This window comes from Pseudomonas syringae (genome assembly GCF_000737245.1).
In the GTDB taxonomy this organism is placed as follows: domain Bacteria; phylum Pseudomonadota; class Gammaproteobacteria; order Pseudomonadales; family Pseudomonadaceae; genus Aquipseudomonas; species Aquipseudomonas syringae_J.
The window spans coordinates 1-21,044 of the sequence record NZ_JPQU01000023.1; the positions used below are offsets into that span (position 1 = coordinate 1).

A 21,044-nucleotide genomic window follows, 5' to 3' on the forward strand; every position below is an offset into this window, starting at 1 on the left:
CGAGTTGATCATCGTCGTAGACCAACTCAGCCAAGTGCCTTCGCCGGACGCTTACCTCGCTCTTGGAAATCCGCACAAATGTTGATAGTTGAGGGGCGTGCGTGGCTCGCCTCGCGAACAATTGCTTCTGCCTGAACCTAACCTCGGCGATTAAACCTGCTGTTGTGCGACAGTGGAAAAATCGTTCGTTAGTTGTGGTAATCGTCCTATGTATTTGTCGACAAACTAGAAGTGGCACTACTATCTGGTTCGGTAGTTGACAGCGGTTTTGAACGCTTTACAAGAGCAGCTCTTCCGTGAACTGTGCAAGCCAAGCGCTGGCCATCGACGCATAAGGAGCTTCCGGCGCGGTGGCAGCCTTCAATTCGGTGAGCAAGCGATCTTGGAGAAGGCGAAGTCGTGTGGTGACACCTGCCGCAGGCGTACCCTCCAATATGCGCTGTGTGGCGGGTTCCTCCAGTGCGGTGATCGACTCAGCCAGTTCAGTGACCAAATCACCGAGGAATTGTAATTTCCGTAACACGCGGTTGCGATCTTGGAACAGCTTCAGGCGGTTCAGCCCATATACGTAAATAGACGAATTGGCGCGCGCTTGCTGTTGCGCATTGCCTACGGCCACGATCAAACCCGTGGGCAGCTGTGGATCGATGCTATGCGCTAAATACGTGGCAGGATCATCTTCGCAAGGATTGATGAGTAGCGGCAATTCTCTGGAAAAGTTAGTGGTCTCTGCCGTGGCGCGCACGCCCGTGTCCGCGAGCGGAAAGCTATCTTTCTTGCCTGCTTGTCGGGTCCTTGTCGCAGCCGTGCCCGCCAGCACTACAAGGCTATTCGATGCATTAGCCAGAACCTGACCTCGTTTGCGGTTGCAGTCAATGCACGACGGCAGCAGATTTTCCCACTGCATGGCAATCCACCAATAACCACCATGCGCGACATCATCCGCCACCGCACCTTTGGGCCGGTAATGCTCGATATCTACTGGGGCAGAGGCCGCATAGTAGGTCTCGCAGTAGGCACACTTGCCGTGGAACAGTTTCTCCAAGGCCTGTCGCACATCGGCGCCTTTGTAAGCCTTGTACTTAAATTCCTTCTTCTTTGTGCCTGGGACCGGCGCAGTGGCGCGGTGGCTGCGGGCATCATCTAACTCCAGAGGTCCAGCGCCACCTGCTAGCAGCGAGGAGGGGGGAGGCACTGAAAATCGGTCAACGGGACGCATATTCAAAGCCTCTCTAGGGCAGACAGAATTTGATCCTTGGCTGCCTGCCGCAAATTCCGCAACCGCTGGCTACTGGCGGCACGGCGTTTCGCCAGGTATTCACCCACGGCCAGTTGGACAATTTGATGTACTTCGCTCGAGCCAATTGGAAGGGCGTTAGTGATATCTTCATTGAAGTCCTGCAACACTCGCTCATCCTCCGCGCTCAACTCACCATTAGCGTGTGCCGCCATCAGATCGGCGATTCTCGCTAAGCGACGGTCAGCATGCGCATCATCGGTAGATAGCATCTGGAAGAAGTCAGAGGTGAGCAGTTGCTCAAGCCTCAGATCGGCCACCGGGGGCAGGTCGGCCATGCTTTCAATGGTGATCGGCATCTGGCGCTGCGCCTGGCTATCAGCGCTAGCGATGCGCTGCAGCACCACCACTTCGCCTTGCTCCATGCCCCGCAGGCACAACGGGTCATGGGTGGTGACGATAAATGTCATGCTTGGCAGGGCTGCACGTAAACGAGACATGACTTGGACCTTCCAGCGTGGGTGTAGGTGCGCCTCGATTTCGTCGATCAGTACGACCCCTCGGGCCGATTGAAAGCTTTCGAAGCCGGGGTAAATAGTTGCGTTCATGAGCCCTTTGAGGATGTCACAGATCATTGCCAGCATTGAGCGATACCCGGAAGACACAGCGTGCAGCGGGGTACGATTGAAGCGGAACGCGCCGTCCGGTTCGCTGATGGCCGTCACCATGTACAGGATATCGCTCTCCTGAGCGCGTTGGATTACATCGAAATCGCCATCTATTGCCAGCACTTCGCGTAGGGTACGAATCACCATGTCGAATCGATCTTGTCTAAGATGCCTTAGCCAAGGCTCAGGATTTGACAGCACGTTGCCGTCGAACAGATTACGGACATGGGCATGCGGGCTTGTTCGCTGGCTGGTTCGGGTGAATCTACGAAACGCGCCATAGGCAAACACAGGGACTTGCTGGTTATCTAAGTTGCTGGAGTGGCCGTGGGCTTGCTGGTCGATGGTCAGCTCAACCCAGTGTTGATTGGATAGCTCGATACGAATCTGTGCACGAGTCGCCTGATCACCGCCGTCCACGCCGAGCTGGGCAGGATCCATGACCAGCTCAGCCAACGATATGTTGAGTGCGTTCCGAACTGCTGCAGGGACTAGCGTCAACGCGACAGCTTCAAGTATGGAGCTCTTACCGGTGGCATTTTCTCCCAGAATCACCAAGGCAGGGGCCAGAGGCTCACTGCGCGCGAGCGACCGCGCCGGTGCCCCCTTGAACTTAAGATCAAGCTGCTCGATTGCTTTGAAATTGCGTATGTGGATGGCGGTGATCGATTCGACGACCGGCTCGGGCGCCATCGCCTGTTTGTCGCTTGCGTGCAGCCTCGCATCTTCGCGTTGCAGCATATGGTGTGCTTGCGCCAAGAGCGTCGCCGCGTCCCGGGCTTTCGCCCATCGGCGAAGCGCGGGACCAACCTGCTTGGGCGTCGGGTTACGCACGATTCCATTGACAGGAAGATGGTTGAGTAGCCGACGAAGCAGCAGGTACCACGTCCCGCCAAACTCAAGAGTTGCAAAGTCGACCAGTCGATCGATCCTCGACAGGTCTGAGGGTGTGGTACAGCTGCGAAGCTCCTCCAGGCGCTGCTGGTAGGTGATATAGCGCTGGTGACGTCGCTCCCCCCGATTCAGGTCGAAATGGGCAATGGTGTACGCTCCTCGTGTCGAGCCGGGCAGTAAACCGCCATCCAAGGCCGGAATGAGGTGGCCGGCAAACTGGCGTACTTCCGTGGGATCGAGGAGCATGGCTTTTTCGCTAGGCATGCCAAACTGCCAGAGACCATCTCCGCTGTTCACATAGGCCTCAACCTGCTCACGGGTCGGTAGCGGGCAGCGACTTCCTCGCACCGCAAATTGGGGCTCAATCGGTACACAGCCGGGGCAGATGGGGAAAAGGTTTTGCCAGGCATCTGCTAGCCAGAGGTAGTAAAGGTGGGCGTCACTGGACCGAGACATGGGCAAGGCATTACCAGCGGGCCGGAAGCGATGCACTTCCAGCCGATCGCTGGCCTCACAAAACGCGCATCGCTGCCTATTCAGGTTTGCCAACGCTTCACGCAGGAGGTGTTCGTCTTCATTGACGCTAATGATGGGGACACTGGTTTGCGACCGTCGCCCGGGCTCAATCAGCCAGTATTCCAGCATCGATTTGCGCGATGCCTGGGTTAGCGGTGACTTCAGAATCGCGGGAGGCTGGCTTGGCCGCTCAAAGTACTGCACAGGGGGTCTCCGGCGAAGAAGTGTCGACGGCGTTAATCACCGTCAGACGACGCGCAACATTGGCGACCTCATCTTCACTCCACAATGCTAGATCCCCATCTACCGTAGCGCGCTGCAGAGCAGATGCGCGCATAAAAGCACGAAAACGGGGATCCGGGTGCGCAACGGCAAGCTCGAGAATGGTTCGGTAAGTCGCCTCTTTAGGTAATTCGCTAAGCAGGCCGAACAGGCGCTCCCTGGCATCCTGTGCATCATCACGCAGCGTTGGGGAGTACACACCGGTGTTAGCCCGATTGAGGTCATCTCTGGCGCGGACCACGCGATGCACCAGCAAATACAAATCCTTCAGGATACTCGGTGTCTGGAATCTGCCGTTACCTTTGACCGTCTCACGTCTTCCGCCCAGCAGCGCTACACTGAAGACTTCGCCGAAGCGCTCGGCCTTTGTCGCGGAAAGCGAGCGGAATGTATGCTTAAGAGGTGGTAACGCCAGATAGGGGTCGGCGTGCACTCGGACGGCGTGCCAGACCGGCAGTAGTTGAGGGGGGGTAGAAGGGTCGCTAACCTTAGCCGCCGCCAATCCTGCTATCCGCGTAGCTGATATGTCCCCGGCGGTCATGATCAGTCGGCAGTAGTTCAAGCAGTCATGGTTTACGACCTGATGCTTCGATATCCACTCATAGATTGCCGGAGCTAAAGCACCATGCAACCCTGGAGCGTAGTACACCAAGTTGTGTAACACATAGTAGGAGTTTTGCTCGGGCAGGCTACTCTGCAGTTCCCATTGAATTTCCGGGTGCAAGACGTTCGTCACCGCAAGGGGATACAGCCGGCATAACGGTTCAAACCATTGCGGAAAACCATTGATCTCCCAAAGTGCGTATCGCAGTGCAGCTTCCGCTTCCGCGTTAGTCAAGTGAGCAATAGCACTCTCGCTTTCAAGTTCAATTTCAAGGCCGGCCAGGCCAAACATCACCGCCACGGGGATGCTATTCGGCGCGGCGCCTTCTGAACGAGTATCTGGTTGGTAAGCACGCCAGAACGCAATCGCAGCATCGCGGTAAGCCCCGGCCACCTCGTTGCCGAACTCTGGAATCAGTACACTCCAGTTAGCTCCCTCGGATCGCTTATATAGGCCATTGCCTGCTCGGATATGTTCCATCAAGTGATACTGGATTTGGCTCAATTCGTTCGTTTTAAGACCCGGCGGGTGACGTACAATCTTCGGGTTATCCTTCACTCGAGCGACGAAGGCGTCCCAGTCCTTACTCCGCTTTTTTTTACGCCGTGCATAGAGCTGCTGGTGCTTACGCTCTTGTGCTTGGAGGCTCAAGGTTGCCGGGTCTGGTGGAGGGTTGAGCCACGCCTGAAGGGTGGCCTTTAGCCCGGTATGGTCGTGCGTAGCGACAAGCAACTGATCCAACCAGCACTGCGGCTGGCTATTTTCCCTATAGGTCCGATAAGCCCGGGCAAGGGCTACGTAACGGTCATCTTCCTGAGCTCGCTGATTTATCCACGCCAATGTTCTGGGGAAACTGGCTTCATCGAACGACCAGAAATGCCCTGGCCAGGTCACCGGCCAATCATCCCTGAGCGGCTGGCCAGTCCTCTTGGTCTTCTTCCGGCATTCGGCGACAGTCCACCAAAACAACGCGTCATTCAATTCGGTCCATTGGGGTACTAGCATGTCGAACGTCTTCCGCGCTTCTTGAAGCTCGGCACCCTGCCAGTGGAGAAGGGCAGGTACCGCCGAGAGGAGGGCCAATGATGTCGAGGACAAAGCGGCCGGAGCGCGCACAGCAATCAGGTGTTCGACGCAGAGCAAGGCGGTGGGCATCAGCCACTGATACTCTTTCGAAACAGCGCAGTCACCCCGTTCTATATGCGGCGTCTTTTTCAGAAGTCCAAGCAAGCCCTCGGCAAACCCATGGAGTAGCTCAAGTGCGTTAGACTTACCGCTCAAGGCCAGCCGTTTAACGAAATCGGCCAAGCTGGAAGTGAGTCCGCTTGCGTCATATCCGTCATGCTTTCCTGATCGAGTAAGAGTCTGCAGGATGAACTCGCTCGACTCCTGTTGGCTGGGTGCATACGAAACCAGTTCCGAGAAGACGCCTCGCGGAACCGATCCTTCGCATGCCAAGATGTCTTGCCACAGCTGAAGGAAGCGCTGAGTATCACTCAGTGCTGCCACCGCTCTCACCGACACGATCCGAGCATACAGGCCGCGGCCGGACTCGACAGCGATGTTCGCCAGCGGCTCCACGCATCGGAGCATCTTGCCCTGCCAGGCTAAACGACCCAGGATGAAAATCGCGTCGTCATGCTTCGCGTGCTTGCCAATCAGCTCGAGGGTCAGGGCTTCAAGATCTAGGCCTGCGATTCGTATGATGGCGTCATTGTCCAGTCCCCGAATCGATGAATTTGCATCAGTGATCTGTTCAATCACTCGCGTCAATGTCTCTCCTCGAGCTGCAAAAGGCAGTACTGCAGCATCCCCTCCTTCAAGCACAACATCAGGGTAGTCACGGGTGACCCTGTTTCGAATGCTCTCGTCGAGCAGAATCAACCAAGGCAGCAGCGGACGCATGCGTGCACTCAGTACCGTCTGCTCATACTGCCGACGAAATATCCATGACTCAATTTCGCTGCGATTCGCCTCGACTCCCAGATGGTTGCTGATCCAGCGCGCTGCCAGCAATTCTCTTATTTCGCGATGGCGGAACCGAACCTCGCCATAGACGGGCTCGCCAAAAATTCCGCACATCAACAGGGCATTGAGCTCAGCGCAGGACCATTCCTGGAGTAAGGTGTCCGGTTTGATAGCTGCCTCAGAGCCACTTTCTTGTATCCGCAGGCTCGAAATGCCGGTCAATACAACACCTATGGCCAAGAGTTCGGCACCCTCTTCGAGGCGAGACCGCGTGAGAGTCGGCAGATCCCGGGCGGCTTGATCAAGTTGTCGGGCGATACTCTGCTGCAGGATCGTTAGCCTGTTCGCAAGAGCATGCTCGGCGTTCCATGTGCCGATCAAATCGCGCAAATCAAAGGGAAGCCCAGCGAGTGTGAGAAGGTTACCGCGCTCCAGCTCTTCCAGAAACACGGTTGGGTCCAAGACGCCGCTGTGCTGGGCAAAAATCTCAATGTCGTTAATGCTCAGCGGGGTCAACTGATAAAGGCGCAGGGCGGACAGCGGGTCATCGGCTGTCTGGGTAGTGTAGTGCTCAGCCGCAACCTCGGTATCTTCTGCGGGATCATCGATGCCATCGGTTTCGAGCGACGTCGTCTGCGGGGCAAAGGGGAGTAACTCTTCCAAAAGGGCACGATCAAGTTGCGGCCGCCAGGCATAGGGTCGGCTTGACACGTACACATGGGCACGTTGGCTGGCTGGCCCAACCTGATCGGCAAAATATCGCAAGGCCTGCTCAAAGGCTCTCGCTTCTGTCAGGCGAAGCTCATCCACTGAGTCCAGAAAGAACCAGGCTTCATCCGTACCTGATAGCCAGGCCGAGAATGCTTCTGCGGTGCCTATCTCGAAGGCTGTCTCGAAGCGGTCGCTTATGTCTTCGACCCGGATAAAGAATGCCGCTTTGCCCTGGTTTTGCAGTAGGTTTGCGGCCCACTGTAGCTCGTAGGTTTTACCAGCTCCGGCCTCGGCGAGGATGACCACCCGGTACTCCGTAAAGAGCACCTTCCACGTCTGATTTTCACCGTGTGAAGATCCCAGCCACAGTTCGCCTAGAGGTAGATCATCTTTCTGATAGGCGTCTGGAATCAGACGGAAATGCCGGGTTAGCGGTACTGGAGGCATCTGGCGTCCTTGCAAAAATTTTGGGTAATCAGCTGATTGAGATCGGCTAGCGGTCTAAGAGCACTTGTCCTGCCTGTTATCGGCGGGATGGAAACTTGTGAAGGTCGGAGCTACCTGCCAATCGTATTGCCATTGCAGTCCTGGCTCAACATCCTTGGAGGATGACCAGCAGACACTCAAGCAGTTTAAAGCGGATTTGACAAAGGTTGAGAAACAACTGGCCTGACGTCTATGGCAGCCGCCAGTTTCGCCAACGGCTCGGGTGTTACCGCATGCGCCGAAGCATGAGCCGTCGTGGAAACTGTAGGGACAATGCGCCGATGGTGCGTGTGTTTCGCAGCTTGAAAACTGAATGGATACCAACCGTGGGTAACATGACGACACAAGAAGCGCACCGAAAGATGAATCATTATCTGATGCATCGGTACAACTGGATTCGGTCGTGTCAATTCAACGACGGTCTGGCCCCAGCTCAGGCCGAGAAAAAACTTAACGTCGTGTCCGGGATTAGTTGACCACTACAGAGCATCGCGATCGACGCGGTAGCGCTGTTATTTAAGGAGGGTAGAAATCGAACCTTTGCCTATCGTGCGAACTCTGGTGGGGGAACGCGTTGACGTCGCGCTCCAGCAGGTTTTTTCATCACCTCTTTCAAACGCTGAGCAGATTCTTCTAGCTCGGACGGCGAAGCAAGGCTAACGGCAAGCATTAACGCATCACGGCGTTTCCGTTTACCTTCCAAAATTTCAGAGAGGCTATTTTCCGGCTTTACTGGGTGCTTCATCGCTGCTGACCTCGATCTTCGGATCAAATTGGATGCTAGCACAAGCCTTACAACCCACAGTCTTCCGTTGATCCCCTTTGCTTATGGAACGTAATCCGTCAGATGTTCATTTCATCTCGCTTGGCAGTTCCGTTCGAATTCGCGAAAACAGTTCGTCGAGCGTGATCGGATTTTCCTGAAGCAAATAACAGCCTACGAGGATGGTCAGCGGATGAACGTCCATTACAGATGCTAGCTCGTCTACCTTCTCGATCGTAGGGCTCTTCAGACCGCGCTCTAGGGTGCTCAGATAGGTACGACTACTGACGTCGGAGAAATCTTCCTGGGAAAGCTTTCTCTCCGATCTCAGCTTTTTCAGGGCCGCGCCAAAAGCCTGTTTCAGTTCCATATTGCCGACCTCGCAAAAGGAACGATGAAGCCTTCGCGAGCTCTATAGAGCTACAATCTATAGTGTTCACTTTTGGGGTGGAGCTATGTTCATCACTCACAAACCAGCAGAGATTTTCCTCGGCGCATACCTGGGTGATGACTCTACCCAGTACTGGCAGTACGTTGAGCAGACCACTCATTGTCCCTGGTTTTACGTCAGAGTAGGGCGACAACAAGGCGGTGAAGGGTTGACTAGTATGGTTATGCTTCCCAGCGTTTCAGCGCTTGAGAAGCTACTTAACGAACAGGGAGCAGACATCTGGCTGTTGGATGTGCAGTTGGTTTCACCGGCTTATCTGAACGGAAGTGACGGGTGGAAGATGGAGAGGCTGTTAGAGGTGCGCGAAATGGTGGATAACACCAGTGAGGAGGCGGCCTACGTGTATAGCCTGGAGGGAGGGCATACCTACACTGAGGCCTTGGGGTCCAGCACATCCGATTTGCAAAATCCTCGTATCATTTTTTCCGCTACACCGGCATCTCGGCGAGCATGAGACCAACACGCTCGAACGGTTAACGGCATCTTCGACGCGTTAGCGATTAGGCAATCTAGCCTGCCCGCCGAGTCAGTTGGCGGCGTTGGCAACCTTTCTGCCACTTACCGTTTCCGCAACGGAGTCAGTATGTTTTCGACATCCAATCCTTTCAGCAGGCAGTTGTGCGCAATTGCCGCCAGTGCTTCATAGAGCTGGTCTCGCTGCTTTATCAAGTCGGCATTCTCCGCCTGCAGCTTAGCAATACGTTCTTCGAGGCTTCTTCGGCGGCGGGCACCGTCCGGATCTCTCCCACTCTCCTTGAGTTGTGCGATACGGGCGAACTCGATTCGCCTCCCACGGTCCCCCACTAAGGTAGCTCGGCTAGTCAGACCCAATCGACGCTGCACTTCGGGGCGCGAAATAGGCGCGTTCTCTAGTCCTAAGCTAATCATTTGGGCGAGGAGGGCGTCGATCGCCTCATCCAAGGTCCCCCCTCTCAAGGTCTGTCGATGAGCCATGGTCGCCTCTAATCATCTGAAACAGAGCTGTGCCGTTTGTCCGTGTCCGCAATCGTCATTGGATGCCCATTCGGAAATACGCGTTGCACACCTACATTGGTATCGCGTGCGAGGACGGATTTTAAATTGTTGAGCTTGTTTTCCTGGTCCATCAGCCATACATCGCTACCTGCCTCTCCGGCGCCGGAATCGCGCATGATGGTGATTGCCGTCGTCAAATTCTCGGCTTGTTTCTCAAGGTTGGCCCGCTCCGATGGAGTGCCCATCAGATGGAGATGCGAGCAGCCATTCCAGCACTGAAGATGCTTAGGGCAGGGCGCTTGGGAGAAATCGTGAATGCAACCTCCGAAGGGTGTTACGTGTAGCGCCGTGGCGTGTACGGTGAGGAATGCTTCTGCAGTTGTCGTGCCTTTATCTGACAGCAACGCATGGTAACTGTCGGTTAACGCGCCCTGAATGCGTTTATCTCTTATGCCTGTATGCAGAAAATCGATGCGCTCGTGATGGCTATTGAACGCCAAGAACTGGTGATGCGCAGCAGTGTTTTCCTCAATGCTTGTGTGTTGGTAGTAGACATTCTGGTCGAGGCGTTTGCGCCCTAAGGCCAATGCTTGCTGAACATCACTCATGCCGGTCAGATCATAAATAGTGTTTCGCCAGTGTCGGGGTTGGTGGCTTGTTACCCTAATCGGAGTGCCATCTGACTCGGTCAATGACCGACGTGAAAAAATGGAAGGGTAATTTTCATCATGACCTAACGCGCGATTAATATCCGCGAGGGTCACCCGACGCGGGATTGCGCGAAACACATTTGCTTCCCGCCCACCGAAGCGGAATTGACCATCAAAAGCAATTGCAAGCGTTTCGCTGGTTTTAAGGATATAACGAAGAGAGCCTCCAACATTTTCTGTTAACGCCGCATGGCCACGAAGCTTGGGGAAGATCAGACGCTCAATATCACCGGCCACGTATCGTCTCTTTATCGCTTGCGTAGATCGATGATCTGTCTCATCGTCGTATGGGTGAATTCCGTTGCGAGAAAGGTATAAATACAGATTTCTAGCTGGGTTTTTTTCGCTAAAACCGAGCCAACGCAGGATTTGACTCTCTGGAATTACTGTAGAGGGTGAGTAGTCCCAGACACGTCCTGGATGGGCTTCTTGCCACCTAGCGATTTCCCGCTGTTCTTGCGTTAGAACCTTCAGTCGTTCTACCGCGCGCCTCGCTAAAGGAACGTCGCTTTCTGCGAACCAATGAACACGGGATTGAAATTGCTTTTCCGCAAAATACCTGATTCCACATTCGATAAGGGGCTTGCCATTGGCATCTAAAACTACCTGACCTGTCGTTCCTTTGATCGGTCTTTCTACCCAACAGTCATAGGGAATTACGGCTACCTCATTACCCCGCTGCCCAGTCGCAATCAACAAATCGATTACACGCAGTAGGATTTCTTCGCCCTCACTAAGCGGATTATTTGAACACAAGGCATAAGCTTCCATTGCTTCGCGAGATGGCAACCTGTCATCAGATTTACGATGTTTTACTGCGCGATCTGGATCGTGCAATGAAATGTAATCGTGCCGACGCTTTTCTGGTTTGGCATCATGCTCAAAGTGGATGGCGATCTCGGTTAATTGCAAATTATCAATCGTATCCGCTACTACTTGAAGGTGAGAGATCGCGTCGTAGAGATTCTTATAACCACTTTCGCGGAGAAATCCGACGACGCGATCAAAGTCGCCTCGCGTCAACTGTGCGGGGTCGGAGACGTCGCGTTCAAACAAGGGATTGTACAGTCGCCGGACGGCGATATTATATGCAGCCGCCATCGAGAACTTCAGATTTCGAGTGCGTTGCAAATACACAATCAAGGCTTTACTAAAATCTTGGAAAATGAAGGGGAGCGGTCCCTTAGGTGGGGCGGAATAGCCTGTCTTCTCAAGGGCTAGCCGATGCGTGTCGAAGGTAAGAGCATGTTGGTTATTCCGCAGTGGCAACCAACTTCCGACGTCCCATAGCGGTGACGCCCACGGGGACGAAATTGGCAACGACTGAAAAATCGCTTGTTCCTGCTTGATGAAACTTTCGAGACTCTGCCTTGCCCTAGACGGTGTCATCTGCGACATCCTCCATGTGCTGCCGGCAGCGTTCTATCGTAGCGGTTACCGCCAGGATGGTTGTTTGATGCTGAGCGAGAGGCCGGTTGTGTATGAGGTCACCGGCTTGTTCCGCCATGTCTATGAACCGTTGGGCTTCTCGTTGCAGCGCCTCTTTCACTTGCTCATGGCGGCCGTCAGCAAAGGGGTGAAACTTCTTGCAGGTGTAGCAGGCATACACGGGATTGTAGGGGCAGTGCGTATGAACCGGGAGGGCGCATGCACCGATGTCCCCGATGTACTGTGTGTCGACCACGCCGCGGATCGCTCTTTCGGTAGCAGTATCGCGGCGTTGCACGACTTCCCCGGTCAAGAGACTGCGCATAATGCGTTGATACGCGGGACTCTTGCCGAGTGCTTTCTCTTTGATCCGGGCAATGTTGGGGGTTGCCGTTACGTAAGCACGCGCCGCAACCGTGCTGTTGTGGCCGAGCAGTTCGGCAATCATGTCTGCCGGAGTTCCCTGGTCCGCCAAACCTTGCCCGAGGTGATGACGCAGCAACATGGTTACCTGGTTCGGCTTGTCTATCCCGGCTTCACGCAGCTCGTGTTTGAGGCCTACACCGATTTCAATTACAGACAGGCGTCTTCCATTGGGACCTACAAATAATGGTTCGCAGTCGCTCCCAAAGCGGCGTTGCATTTCCGATACATGTCGTAACATTTTTTCACCCAACCGGGTGGTGACTTTGCGGGGGCGTCGCTCAGGTCTGCGCTGGCCGACCTTTTTGGCCATGGGTAGCCACAGGGTGTAGTACTGCTCATGATCAGCGCTTTCAATGAACTCAAAATCCGCAATGTCCAGCGAATGGAATTGAATCGCGCGTGGTGCGAGTTCGAAACCCAAGTGAAGCACTATATTAAACTGCACTTCCTCCCAAGAGTCAGTTGAAAACTCTCGATCAATGCGCTTGAGCAACCTAATTTCCTCATCAAGTTCTAAGCCAGACTGCGAGAGAAAAATTCGCGCATACGGATCCACCCGAGCTGACCTTGCATCTTTGATTATCAGGTAAGTATTTAGATCAAAACCTTTAATACCTCTATCAATAGCCCAACGATAAAACCTACGAAACCCCACAAGATCGTGTCTTGATTTTTTTAAGCCATCAAGAACTGCAATTAGAACGGTCTTATCCCAGGGAAGACCATTTGCTAGTTTAGTACTAGATAGAGTGCGGAGGGAATTTGCAAACATTTGCGCGGTTTTTGGTGCATATTTTTCAAGCGCATAAGCCATAAAGCTTTTACTAATTGCCATGAGCTCAGCACTGAACTGAAGTGCAGTCCAATCTATTTTCATACTCATCCCGCCGTCGTACCACGTCCAAACGTCAAGTCGAGTATCGACGTATCTTGGCTGGTCATTGGTGCGTGTTCGAATCGCAACCTGAGCCGGGCCCTCGAACACGTAGGCCGGAAAAGAGGAGGAGGGTGAAGCCTGTTCTTGATCGGCTGATTTGGTCACGGCGAACCTCCTTAACTGTCAAGTCGGCTCCAGGCTGCCGAGGCACGCTGGGCGTTGTGGAGGTTGGCCGACTCGGAAAGATAACGACTTGCATAACGGCGTGGCATCGTCGAAGTGTCAGACCAACCGCAGACTCGCCGGAGTTCGTCAGTGGCCCGCTCGAGGTCATACCCACGCTTCTCGACCAGGTAAGCCAAAAACCTGTCGGCAAAGGTGTGGCGAAAATCATGCGCGGAAAGTGTAGGCAACAACCCCGGATGAGCAAGTTCAATGGTCAGAAACAGCCGATCAAGGACGTTAGACAGCGCGCGGATCGACAGCGGACGACCTCGGTCAGAGATGAACAAATAGTGGTACCGCAATTTCATTGGTCTGCCGTTACGTATGGGGCGCCGATCGCCCTGGATATAGCGCTCATAGACCTCATACAACTGCGCGGAAATACCCACCGTCCGCCCGTGTGTTTTCAACGCAGGCTCTTCAGCTCGTGGATCGCCGGGATCATGTTCGCGATCATTGATGCTGACAAAGGCATGCTGAGACCCCTGATTGATATCCGTGGTGTAGAGCTTCAGAAGCTCTCCGCGACGGATACCCGTCTCCAGCAGTAATTCAATCATTAGCCAATTACGCAACTGAAGTCGCTCCGGAAACGGATTCCCCGCAGCACCCGGGCGAATCAGTGTGCGAATGATCTGGAGTTGTGTATCTGTCAGGCTGCGGTAACGAGCGTGGTCGGGACGAACATTGATGATGTGGCTCTCAAAGCGTCGTTCGATGACGTCGGCAACATCTGCAAATACCACCTCGATGTTAGCCAGGGTGGTTGAGCTCTGACGGGCGCGCGGGATGTAGCGAGTGACACACCAGGACAGGTACTTCTTCAACAGCCGCAAGTACTGGTCACGGGTACGCGGATCGATCTGCGGAAAAGGTGCCGTCGTAGCTTTGCCAATTCGGGCGACTAGGTTATCGGCTTGACGGCCGCTTTGGAGCCAGATGGCGTAACCGTCCAGTAACGCCAGAATCGCCTCAAAGTGACAGGCCAAGATGGCCTCATCGATATCCAGATCTCGGGTTTTGGCATAGTTGTAGAAAGCCTGGATCGCACGCAAGTGCGCTGCGGCGGTGTTGTATGCACGATGCTTGAGCTTGAGCTGGACGTAGATGAATGGGACTAGCTTGGGCAATGGCGCCGCCTGACCATCCTGCACAAGCAGCGGTACACGCTGACCAGAAGAGTAACGGCACTGAATCAGATTCATCGGCAGCCACCTTAATTCAAGGACTCGCCATGAACACGAAGGACATGGCCCGTTAAGAGAATGGATGTGAGAAGCAGATTTGTCTAATCAGTACCTTAGACGACTCGTGAACATCTGTGACATGGCCTGTCGTTTAACATAATATACATTATGCGTACCTATGGGTTTCACCGTGGGGGCGCTTCTGGTGATCATTGAAGAATATTTCGACCACCGCGGCTGTGACGATCAGCTAAAACCCGAACGAATTTCGGGTAAATCACGAAATCCATGCAAAATCAGTACGTTACTTAAGAAATTGAAACCTTGGATAGAAAACATTGCTGACGCCCTTTTGACTATGTGGATAAGGATCTCGCGCGAGTGGCCATTCTTATTCAACATCGTCCGCTTCGATACCGCACTGCTAACAGAGTGAGGAAGCAAAGACCTGCCATAGTCAGGAATGTCACAGAGAAAGCACTGCTGATAGCTGTAGTGGTATTGTTGGCCAGTATTCGGCCATCCAGCCGCGAGGCAAATAGGAACGGAATCAAAGAGGCACCTGTCATGAAGCCAAGATTGCGCGACAGGCCGAGCAGCCCCGATAACACGCCTCGGTTATCCTCCGCGGCCTGGTTCATTACGCTCGTGCTGTTGGCTGCCAGAAACAACTGGAAGCCTGGGGTCATTAGCAGCATCGCCAGCAGGTAGCCTGGCACCCCGATTAAACCCGGCAATACGGCGAAGCTACACAGCCCCACAGCCGCAAGCATCAGGCCAGCGAACAGTATTCGGTCAGTTCCGAACCGATCCGTGAGCCTGCCGGCTGGCGCTCCTGAGAGCGCTGCGGCGATAGGCCCAGCGGCCATAACCAACCCCGTCATGGTCTCGCTCAGGCCCAAACCAAACGTGAGAAATAGTGGGCCCACCACAAGCGTGGACATCATGATGCTGGCAACCAGAAGGTTCATCCACAACGGGGCAACGATGGCTCGCTCGCGAAAGAGCGTCAACGGGATAAGGGGGTGGGCAATGCCAAGCTCGGTGCGGATAAACAGCAGGAGTGCAACTGCGGCCAGTATCAACAAAACCCAGGGCTGAATGTCTATGCCGGCCCGCCCACCAGTGGCCGCAAGCGCAAAGCCCAGCAGCGCTACGGATAGCCAGGCGCCGCCGGGCCAATCGATTCGGGTCACTGTTGCAGTCGGTGTCGTTTTACCGACACCTGCAGAGGCCAGCACCAGCATGCCGGCGCCGCACATTGCCAGCAGCACGAAGATGGAGCGCCAGCCGAGCTGACCGATCAGCAGGCCGCCAACTGTTGGCCCCAGTGCCGTCCCAATCGCCGACATGGTGCCCAACAGACCCATTGCGGCGCCTAGGCGCTCCTTTGTAATCAGGCTCTTGGCAATCGACATCGGCAGTGCCATGAGCACGGCCGCGCCCACCCCCTGCAGCGCACGACCGGCTATAAGCCAACCCAGGCTCGGGGCAACGGCGCCTCCTACACTGGCCAGGGTGAACAACATGATGCCGGCGAGCAGCACGCGGCGACTACCGTATAGATCACCCAGGCGCCCGGCTATCAAAATGGCCATGGTCACACCGAGCAGATAGGCCAGCACGACCCATTGCACTGTTTGTACGCCAGCCGAGAACATCGTTGCCAGGTGCGGCAGCGCGACCGTCGCGATACTGTTGCCCAGCGAAGCCAGCAGGATGGCGCCCGCCAATGCCGCGAGTGTTGGTGTGTTGGTCGCTGGGATGGCTTCCTGTTTCATACGCATTGTCTGCCTGTTAACGTCGGGATGGCCTACTATGCAACTTCAAGTCAACTTGAGGTCAAGCATGAAACTCGTCGATATCGGGGCACTTTCGAAAACCAGCGGGCTGCCCGCGTCTACGCTGCGGTACTACGAAGAAGTGGGACTGATCCAGCCCGTTTGCCGAAACGGATTACGCAGGCAATACAGTGAGGATACGATCGTCCAGCTTGCCTTGATCGGCCTCGGAAAAGCCGCCGGATTATCGCTGGAAGACATCGGCGGCATGTTCGACCAGAATCGAAACGCGGACTTGGCGCGGCCGACCCTGCTGCAGCGCGCCGATGAGCTCGACCGCCAGATTCTGCGCATGACGACCATGAGCCGCCTGCTCAGGCACGTGGCCGAATGCCACGCAGTCTCTCATATGAATTGCCCCCGATTTCGCAAGCTGTTGCGTGTGGTGTGCCCTTCGGTGGCTATGACGGGTATGCAACCTCGCGGCGCAGCGGGTGGTGAGGAATAGCCCTGCACCCCGCCGCAAAGCCTGAGTGAACTGCAGCCGAGCTTGAGGGTTCGTTGATCGCGGCGGGCCTGTAGCAGTCTGGTCGCAAGTGAATGCTTCCGGCCCTGAAGCGGCCTCTCGCCGCCAACCGGGCCCCACTTTTTGCGCGCCGCATCGGATCTGTTCAATGCCCTGGGCGCTTCGGTGTCTTCATACCACCTCCCGGCGCCGATCCTCTCTGGGGCATTTGGCAAACCGTGCCCGATAGCTGCGGGTGAAATATGACGGCGACTCAAACCCGCAGGCAATACTCACCTCAAGCACACTAAGCTCGCTCTGTCGCAGCAGTTGCCGAGCTTTCTCCAGGCGCAGACCCAAGTAGAAATTGCGGGGTGTGTCGTTCAGGTGCAGGCGGAACAAACGCTCCAGCTGACGCCGCGTGACCTTGATCGACTCGGCCAGGGCAAACGTGCTCACGGGCGGTTCGGTATGTTGCTCCATCTCGCCGATCACCTGAACCAGTTTCTTGTTGTTGATACCGTAGCGCGCGGCGATCTGCATGCGCTGGTGATCTTTGCGCGGGCGGATGCGGCTCAGGACGAATTGTTCGGACACCTGGATCGCCAGCTCCGGGCCATGGGCCATGGCGATCAAGTCGAGCATCAGGTCAATTGACGCGGTGCCGCCAGCACAGGTGATCCGGCGGCGGTCAATCTCGAACAGTTCCTGAGTAACCGTCAGTTGTGGATAGGACTCTTTGAATGCGTCGATGGCTTCCCAATGCAGGGTCAAGCGGTGTCCGTCGAGCAGCCCGACTTCAGCGAGCACACAGGCGCCCGTGTCGATGGCACCAAGGGTCACTCCGTCGTTGTCGAGGCGACGCAGCCACTGTGCCAGGGCTGGAGTGACAAACTGCAGCGGCTCGAAACCCGCAACCACCATCAGGGTCGCGTTTTTATTCAGCGGCTGCAGCGCGGCGGCGTTGACCGACATGCCATTGCTCGCCAGTACCGCGCCGCCATCGGCACTTAACACATGCCAGTGGTACAGGTCACCGCGAAAGCGGTTGGCAACCCGAAGAGGCTCTAGTGCGGAAATAAAGCCAATGGCCGAAAACCCTGGCATCAGCAGAAAGTAGAAATCCTGGGACATGGTAGCGCTCTTGCAGAACGGACAGCGTGGCACTGTGATACTCCCGTTATGCAGCTCATTCAAGAGGTAGGTCGCTGCAGTGCAAAAGTGCGTCGCCGCCGTGCAGTTTGTCGGCCTCGCAGGTACGTAACGTGGCGTTACGGTGCACAAAGACACCGGCCCCCACAATTACGAGCTGCCGAGGGATACACCATGAATCGACTGATCAGCCGCTGCGTGCTCGCACTCAGCGCCAGCGCCATCTTGAGCACAAATGTCATGGCAGCAGATGCCGCTTCATGCCAGAACGTGCGCATGGGCGTGGTGGACTGGACCGACGTCATCGCCACCAGCGCCATGACCAAAGTCTTGCTCGACGGCCTCGGCTACAACACCAAACAGACCAGCGCTTCGCAGCAAATCATTTTCGCTGGCATCCGCGACCAGCGCCTGGACCTGTTCCTGGGCTACTGGAACCCGCTGATGACTCAGACCATCACCCCTTTCGTTGAGGCCAGGCAAGTCAAGGTCCTCAGCAAACCAAGCCTGGAAGACGCTCGCGCCACCCTCGCCGTCCCGACTTACCTGGCCGACAAGGGCCTGAAAACGTTCGCCGATATCGCCAAATTCGAAAAAGAGCTCGGCGGCAAGATCTATGGCATCGAGCCAGGCTCGGGCGCCAACACCCAGATCAAGGCAATGATCGCCAAGAACCAATTCGGCCTGGGCAAGTTCCAGCTGGTGGAGTCCAGCGAAGCCGGCATGCTCGCCGCCGTTAACCGCGCTGTACGTCGAAATGGAGCCGTGGTTTTCTTCGGTTGGGCGCCCCACCCGATGAACGTCAACATCGCCATGACTTACCTGAGTGGCAGCGACGATGCCATGGGGCCTAACGAAGGCGCGGCAACGGTCTGGACTGTGACATCGCCCACGTATGCCGAGCAGTGTCCCAACGTGCACAAACTTCTGACCAACCTGAGCTTCACGGCCGCCGACGAGAGCCGGATGATGCAGCCGCTTCTGGATCACAAGGATCCGCTTGAATCCGCCAAACAGTGGCTAAAGGATCACCCGCAGGACCAGGCTCGCTGGCTGGAAGGTGTCACCACCTTCGACGGCAAGCCGGCTGCGGCCAATCTGCAATTGACCAGCAAATAACCATGCTCCTCACCGCTTCGTAGCCAACACCGGCTACGAACGGCCTCATCACGCCTGAAAGGAACCCCCCATGAATCACGACGTCATCATCACCTGCGCACTCACCGGTGCTGGCGACACGACCGCCAGAAGTCCACATGTGCCGGTCACTCCCAAACAAATCGCCGCAGCGGCAGTGGAAGCTGCCAAGGCGGGTGCGACCGTTGTGCATTGCCATGTACGCGATCCCGACACAGGCAAGTTCAGCCGCAGCGTCGCGCTGTATCGCGAAGTCATGGAGCGTATCCGCGAGGCCGACGTCGATATCATCGTCAACCTCACCGCAGGCATGGGTGGAGACCTGGAAATCGGCGGCGGTGAGAACCCTATGGAGTTCGGCCCCAACACCGACCTGATCGGCCCGATTAGCCGTCTGGCTCATGTGGAAGAGTTGTTGCCGGAAATCTGCACCCTGGACTGCGGAACCCTGAACTTCGGCGACGGCGACACTATTTACGTGTCCACCCCCGCCCAACTGCGCGCCGGAGCCAAACGCATCCAGGAGCTGGGCGTTAAGGCGGAGCTGGAAATCTTCGACACCGGCCACCTGTGGTTCGCCAAACAGATGATCAAGGAAGGTTTACTCGACAACCCGCTGTTCCAACTGTGTCTGGGCATCCCATGGGGCGCGCCGGCCGACACCACCACGATGAAAGCCATGGTCGACAACCTGCCAGACGACGCTGTGTGGGCCGGATTCGGCATCGGCCGCATGCAGATGCCGATGGCGGCGCAGGCGGTGCTGCTGGGCGGCAACGTGCGTGTTGGTCTGGAAGATAACCTGTGGCTGGACAAGGGCGTGCTCGCGACCAATGGCCAACTGGTGGAGCGTGCCAACGAAATCCTCAGTCGCCTGGGCGCACGCGTCATGACCCCGGCAGAAGGCCGTATCAAGATGGGTCTTAAAAAACGCGGCTAACCCCCAGATGCATTCATCACATTATTCAGGATCGTCGCCAATGCGCTTTATCACTGAGATCAAAACCTTCGCCGCCCTGGGCAGCGGCGTTATCGGCAGCGGCTGGGTATCTCGTGCCCTCGCCCACGGCCTTGATGTAGTGGCGTGGGACCCGGCACCGGGGGCCGAAGCTGCGTTGCGCAAGCGCGTCGCCAATGCCTGGGGAGCGTTGGAGAAACAGGGCCTGGCACCGGGCGCGTCCCAGGATCGCCTTCGCTTCGTCGCCACCATCGAAGAATGCGTGAAAGACGCTGACTTCATCCAGGAAAGCGCCCCCGAACGCCTGGAGTTGAAGCTGGAATTGCACAGCAAAATCAGCAGAGCGGCCAAGCCCGATGCGTTGATCGGTTCGAGTACGTCGGGCCTGCTGCCCAGTGAGTTCTACGAGAGCGCCACCCTCCCGCAGCGGTGCGTGGTTGGTCACCCCTTCAATCCCGTATACCTGCTGCCGTTGGTGGAGGTAGTGGGCGGAAAAAACACCGCGCCGGAGGCAATCCAGGCAGCAATCAAGGTTTACGAATCCCTCGGAATGCGCCCTCTGCATGTGCGCAAGGAAGTCCCGGGCTTCATCGCCGATCGCTTGCTCGAAGCGCTATGGCGTGAGGCTCTGCACCTGGTCAATGACGGCGTGGCCACCACCGGCGAAATCGATGACGCGATTCGTTTTGGCGCTGGGTTGCGCTGGTCATTCATGGGCACTTTCCTCACCTACACGCTGGCCGGTGGCGATGCCGGGATGCGCCACTTCATGGCGCAGTTTGGCCCCGCACTGCAATTGCCGTGGACCTATCTGCAGGCACCGGAGCTGACCGAAGAGTTGATCGACCATGTGGTCGACGGCACCAGCGCCCAGTTGGGTAACCATAGTATTTCAGGGCTGGAGCGCTATCGTGACGACTGCCTGCTAGCTGTATTGGAGGCGGTCAAAACCACCAAGGAAAAACACGGCATGACCTTCGCCGAATAGACCTGTGCGGGAGCTCGCTTACTCACAGGAGTTATCCGGATATTGGCGCGACGACGTGGGACCGGCTTCAGCCGGGAAGAGGCCAGTACATCCATATCCTATTTATCGTCTGAAA

Annotated in this window: 15 protein-coding genes and 1 pseudogene; 6 read left to right on the forward strand and 10 right to left on the reverse strand. The window is 56.0% G+C overall.

Annotation, left to right across the window (positions count from 1 at the left end; all coding sequences use genetic code 11):
* Window positions 1-277: 277 nt before the first annotated feature.
* The 3 genes from IV01_RS18690 to IV01_RS0124715 are packed head-to-tail and all read right to left on the reverse strand — an operon-like array spanning window position 278 to window position 7,327.
* Window positions 278-1,219 carry an HNH endonuclease gene (locus IV01_RS18690; protein WP_027923155.1) on the reverse strand — a complete coding sequence of 314 codons (942 nt, stop codon included), beginning with the start codon at window positions 1,217-1,219 and terminating at the stop codon, window positions 278-280.
* A 2-nt stretch (window positions 1,220-1,221) separates the two neighbouring features.
* A complete protein-coding gene (locus IV01_RS18685; protein ID WP_032627055.1) occupies window positions 1,222-3,519 on the reverse strand; it encodes an AAA family ATPase in 2,298 nt (765 codons plus the stop codon).
* Window positions 3,506-7,327 (reverse strand): NACHT domain-containing protein, encoded by a 3,822-nt coding sequence (locus IV01_RS0124715; protein ID WP_050507322.1) that lies wholly within the window; start codon window positions 7,325-7,327, stop codon window positions 3,506-3,508. Before IV01_RS0124715 ends, IV01_RS18685 begins: the two co-directional genes overlap by 14 nt.
* A gap of 230 nt (window positions 7,328-7,557) precedes the next feature.
* On the opposite strand from IV01_RS0124715, the pseudogene IV01_RS0124720 reads away from it, so the two are divergent.
* Window positions 7,558-7,842 (forward strand): annotated as a pseudogene (locus IV01_RS0124720) (IS3 family transposase); the annotation flags it as partial.
* 375 nt (window positions 7,843-8,217) lie between these two features.
* On the opposite strand, the gene IV01_RS18680 reads toward IV01_RS0124720, so the two are convergent.
* Complete coding sequence (locus IV01_RS18680; protein WP_032627057.1) at window positions 8,218-8,499, reverse strand: helix-turn-helix domain-containing protein; 282 nt, start codon at window positions 8,497-8,499, stop codon at window positions 8,218-8,220.
* Between the two features lie 85 nt (window positions 8,500-8,584).
* Between IV01_RS18680 and IV01_RS18675 the strand changes: the two genes are divergently transcribed.
* The gene (locus tag IV01_RS18675) at window positions 8,585-9,034 is read left to right on the forward strand and encodes a hypothetical protein (protein ID WP_032627059.1); all 450 of its coding nucleotides are present in this window, start codon (window positions 8,585-8,587) and stop codon (window positions 9,032-9,034) included.
* 104 nt (window positions 9,035-9,138) lie between these two features.
* Here IV01_RS18675 and IV01_RS18670 read toward each other — a convergent pair whose 3' ends face one another.
* The 5 genes from IV01_RS18670 to IV01_RS18650 all read right to left on the reverse strand — a co-directional run bounded on the left by IV01_RS18670 (window position 9,139) and on the right by IV01_RS18650 (window position 16,189).
* The gene (locus tag IV01_RS18670; RefSeq protein WP_229636098.1) at window positions 9,139-9,501 is read right to left on the reverse strand and encodes a hypothetical protein; all 363 of its coding nucleotides are present in this window, start codon (window positions 9,499-9,501) and stop codon (window positions 9,139-9,141) included.
* A 41-nt stretch (window positions 9,502-9,542) separates the two neighbouring features.
* Window positions 9,543-11,663 (reverse strand): hypothetical protein, encoded by a 2,121-nt coding sequence (locus IV01_RS18665; RefSeq protein ID WP_229636099.1) that lies wholly within the window; start codon window positions 11,661-11,663, stop codon window positions 9,543-9,545.
* Window positions 11,641-13,161, reverse strand: coding sequence for a tyrosine-type recombinase/integrase (locus IV01_RS18660; protein WP_032627065.1), 1,521 nt, complete (start codon window positions 13,159-13,161; stop codon window positions 11,641-11,643). The genes IV01_RS18665 and IV01_RS18660 overlap by 23 nt, the downstream gene beginning before the upstream one ends.
* Window positions 13,162-13,172: 11 nt before the next feature.
* Window positions 13,173-14,426, reverse strand: coding sequence for a tyrosine-type recombinase/integrase (locus IV01_RS18655; RefSeq protein WP_032627067.1), 1,254 nt, complete (start codon window positions 14,424-14,426; stop codon window positions 13,173-13,175).
* A gap of 377 nt (window positions 14,427-14,803) precedes the next feature.
* Entirely contained in the window at window positions 14,804-16,189 is a 1,386-nt protein-coding gene (locus tag IV01_RS18650) for an MFS transporter (RefSeq protein WP_050507323.1), read from the reverse strand.
* Between the two features lie 67 nt (window positions 16,190-16,256).
* On the opposite strand from IV01_RS18650, the gene IV01_RS18645 reads away from it, so the two are divergent.
* Window positions 16,257-16,697, forward strand: coding sequence for a helix-turn-helix domain-containing protein (locus tag IV01_RS18645; RefSeq protein ID WP_032627069.1), 441 nt, complete (start codon window positions 16,257-16,259; stop codon window positions 16,695-16,697).
* A gap of 189 nt (window positions 16,698-16,886) precedes the next feature.
* Here IV01_RS18645 and IV01_RS18640 read toward each other — a convergent pair whose 3' ends face one another.
* Entirely contained in the window at window positions 16,887-17,828 is a 942-nt protein-coding gene (locus tag IV01_RS18640; protein ID WP_032627070.1) for a GlxA family transcriptional regulator, read from the reverse strand.
* Between the two features lie 192 nt (window positions 17,829-18,020).
* Here IV01_RS18640 and IV01_RS18635 point away from each other — a divergent pair, with 192 nt between their 5' ends.
* The 3 genes from IV01_RS18635 to IV01_RS18625 all read left to right on the forward strand — a co-directional run bounded on the left by IV01_RS18635 (window position 18,021) and on the right by IV01_RS18625 (window position 20,929).
* Window positions 18,021-18,965, forward strand: coding sequence for a choline ABC transporter substrate-binding protein (locus IV01_RS18635; RefSeq protein WP_032627071.1), 945 nt, complete (start codon window positions 18,021-18,023; stop codon window positions 18,963-18,965).
* Between the two features lie 70 nt (window positions 18,966-19,035).
* Complete coding sequence (locus tag IV01_RS18630; RefSeq protein WP_032627072.1) at window positions 19,036-19,923, forward strand: 3-keto-5-aminohexanoate cleavage protein; 888 nt, start codon at window positions 19,036-19,038, stop codon at window positions 19,921-19,923.
* Between the two features lie 40 nt (window positions 19,924-19,963).
* Complete coding sequence (locus tag IV01_RS18625) at window positions 19,964-20,929, forward strand: L-carnitine dehydrogenase (protein ID WP_032627073.1); 966 nt, start codon at window positions 19,964-19,966, stop codon at window positions 20,927-20,929.
* The last annotated feature ends 115 nt before the right edge of the window (window positions 20,930-21,044 follow it).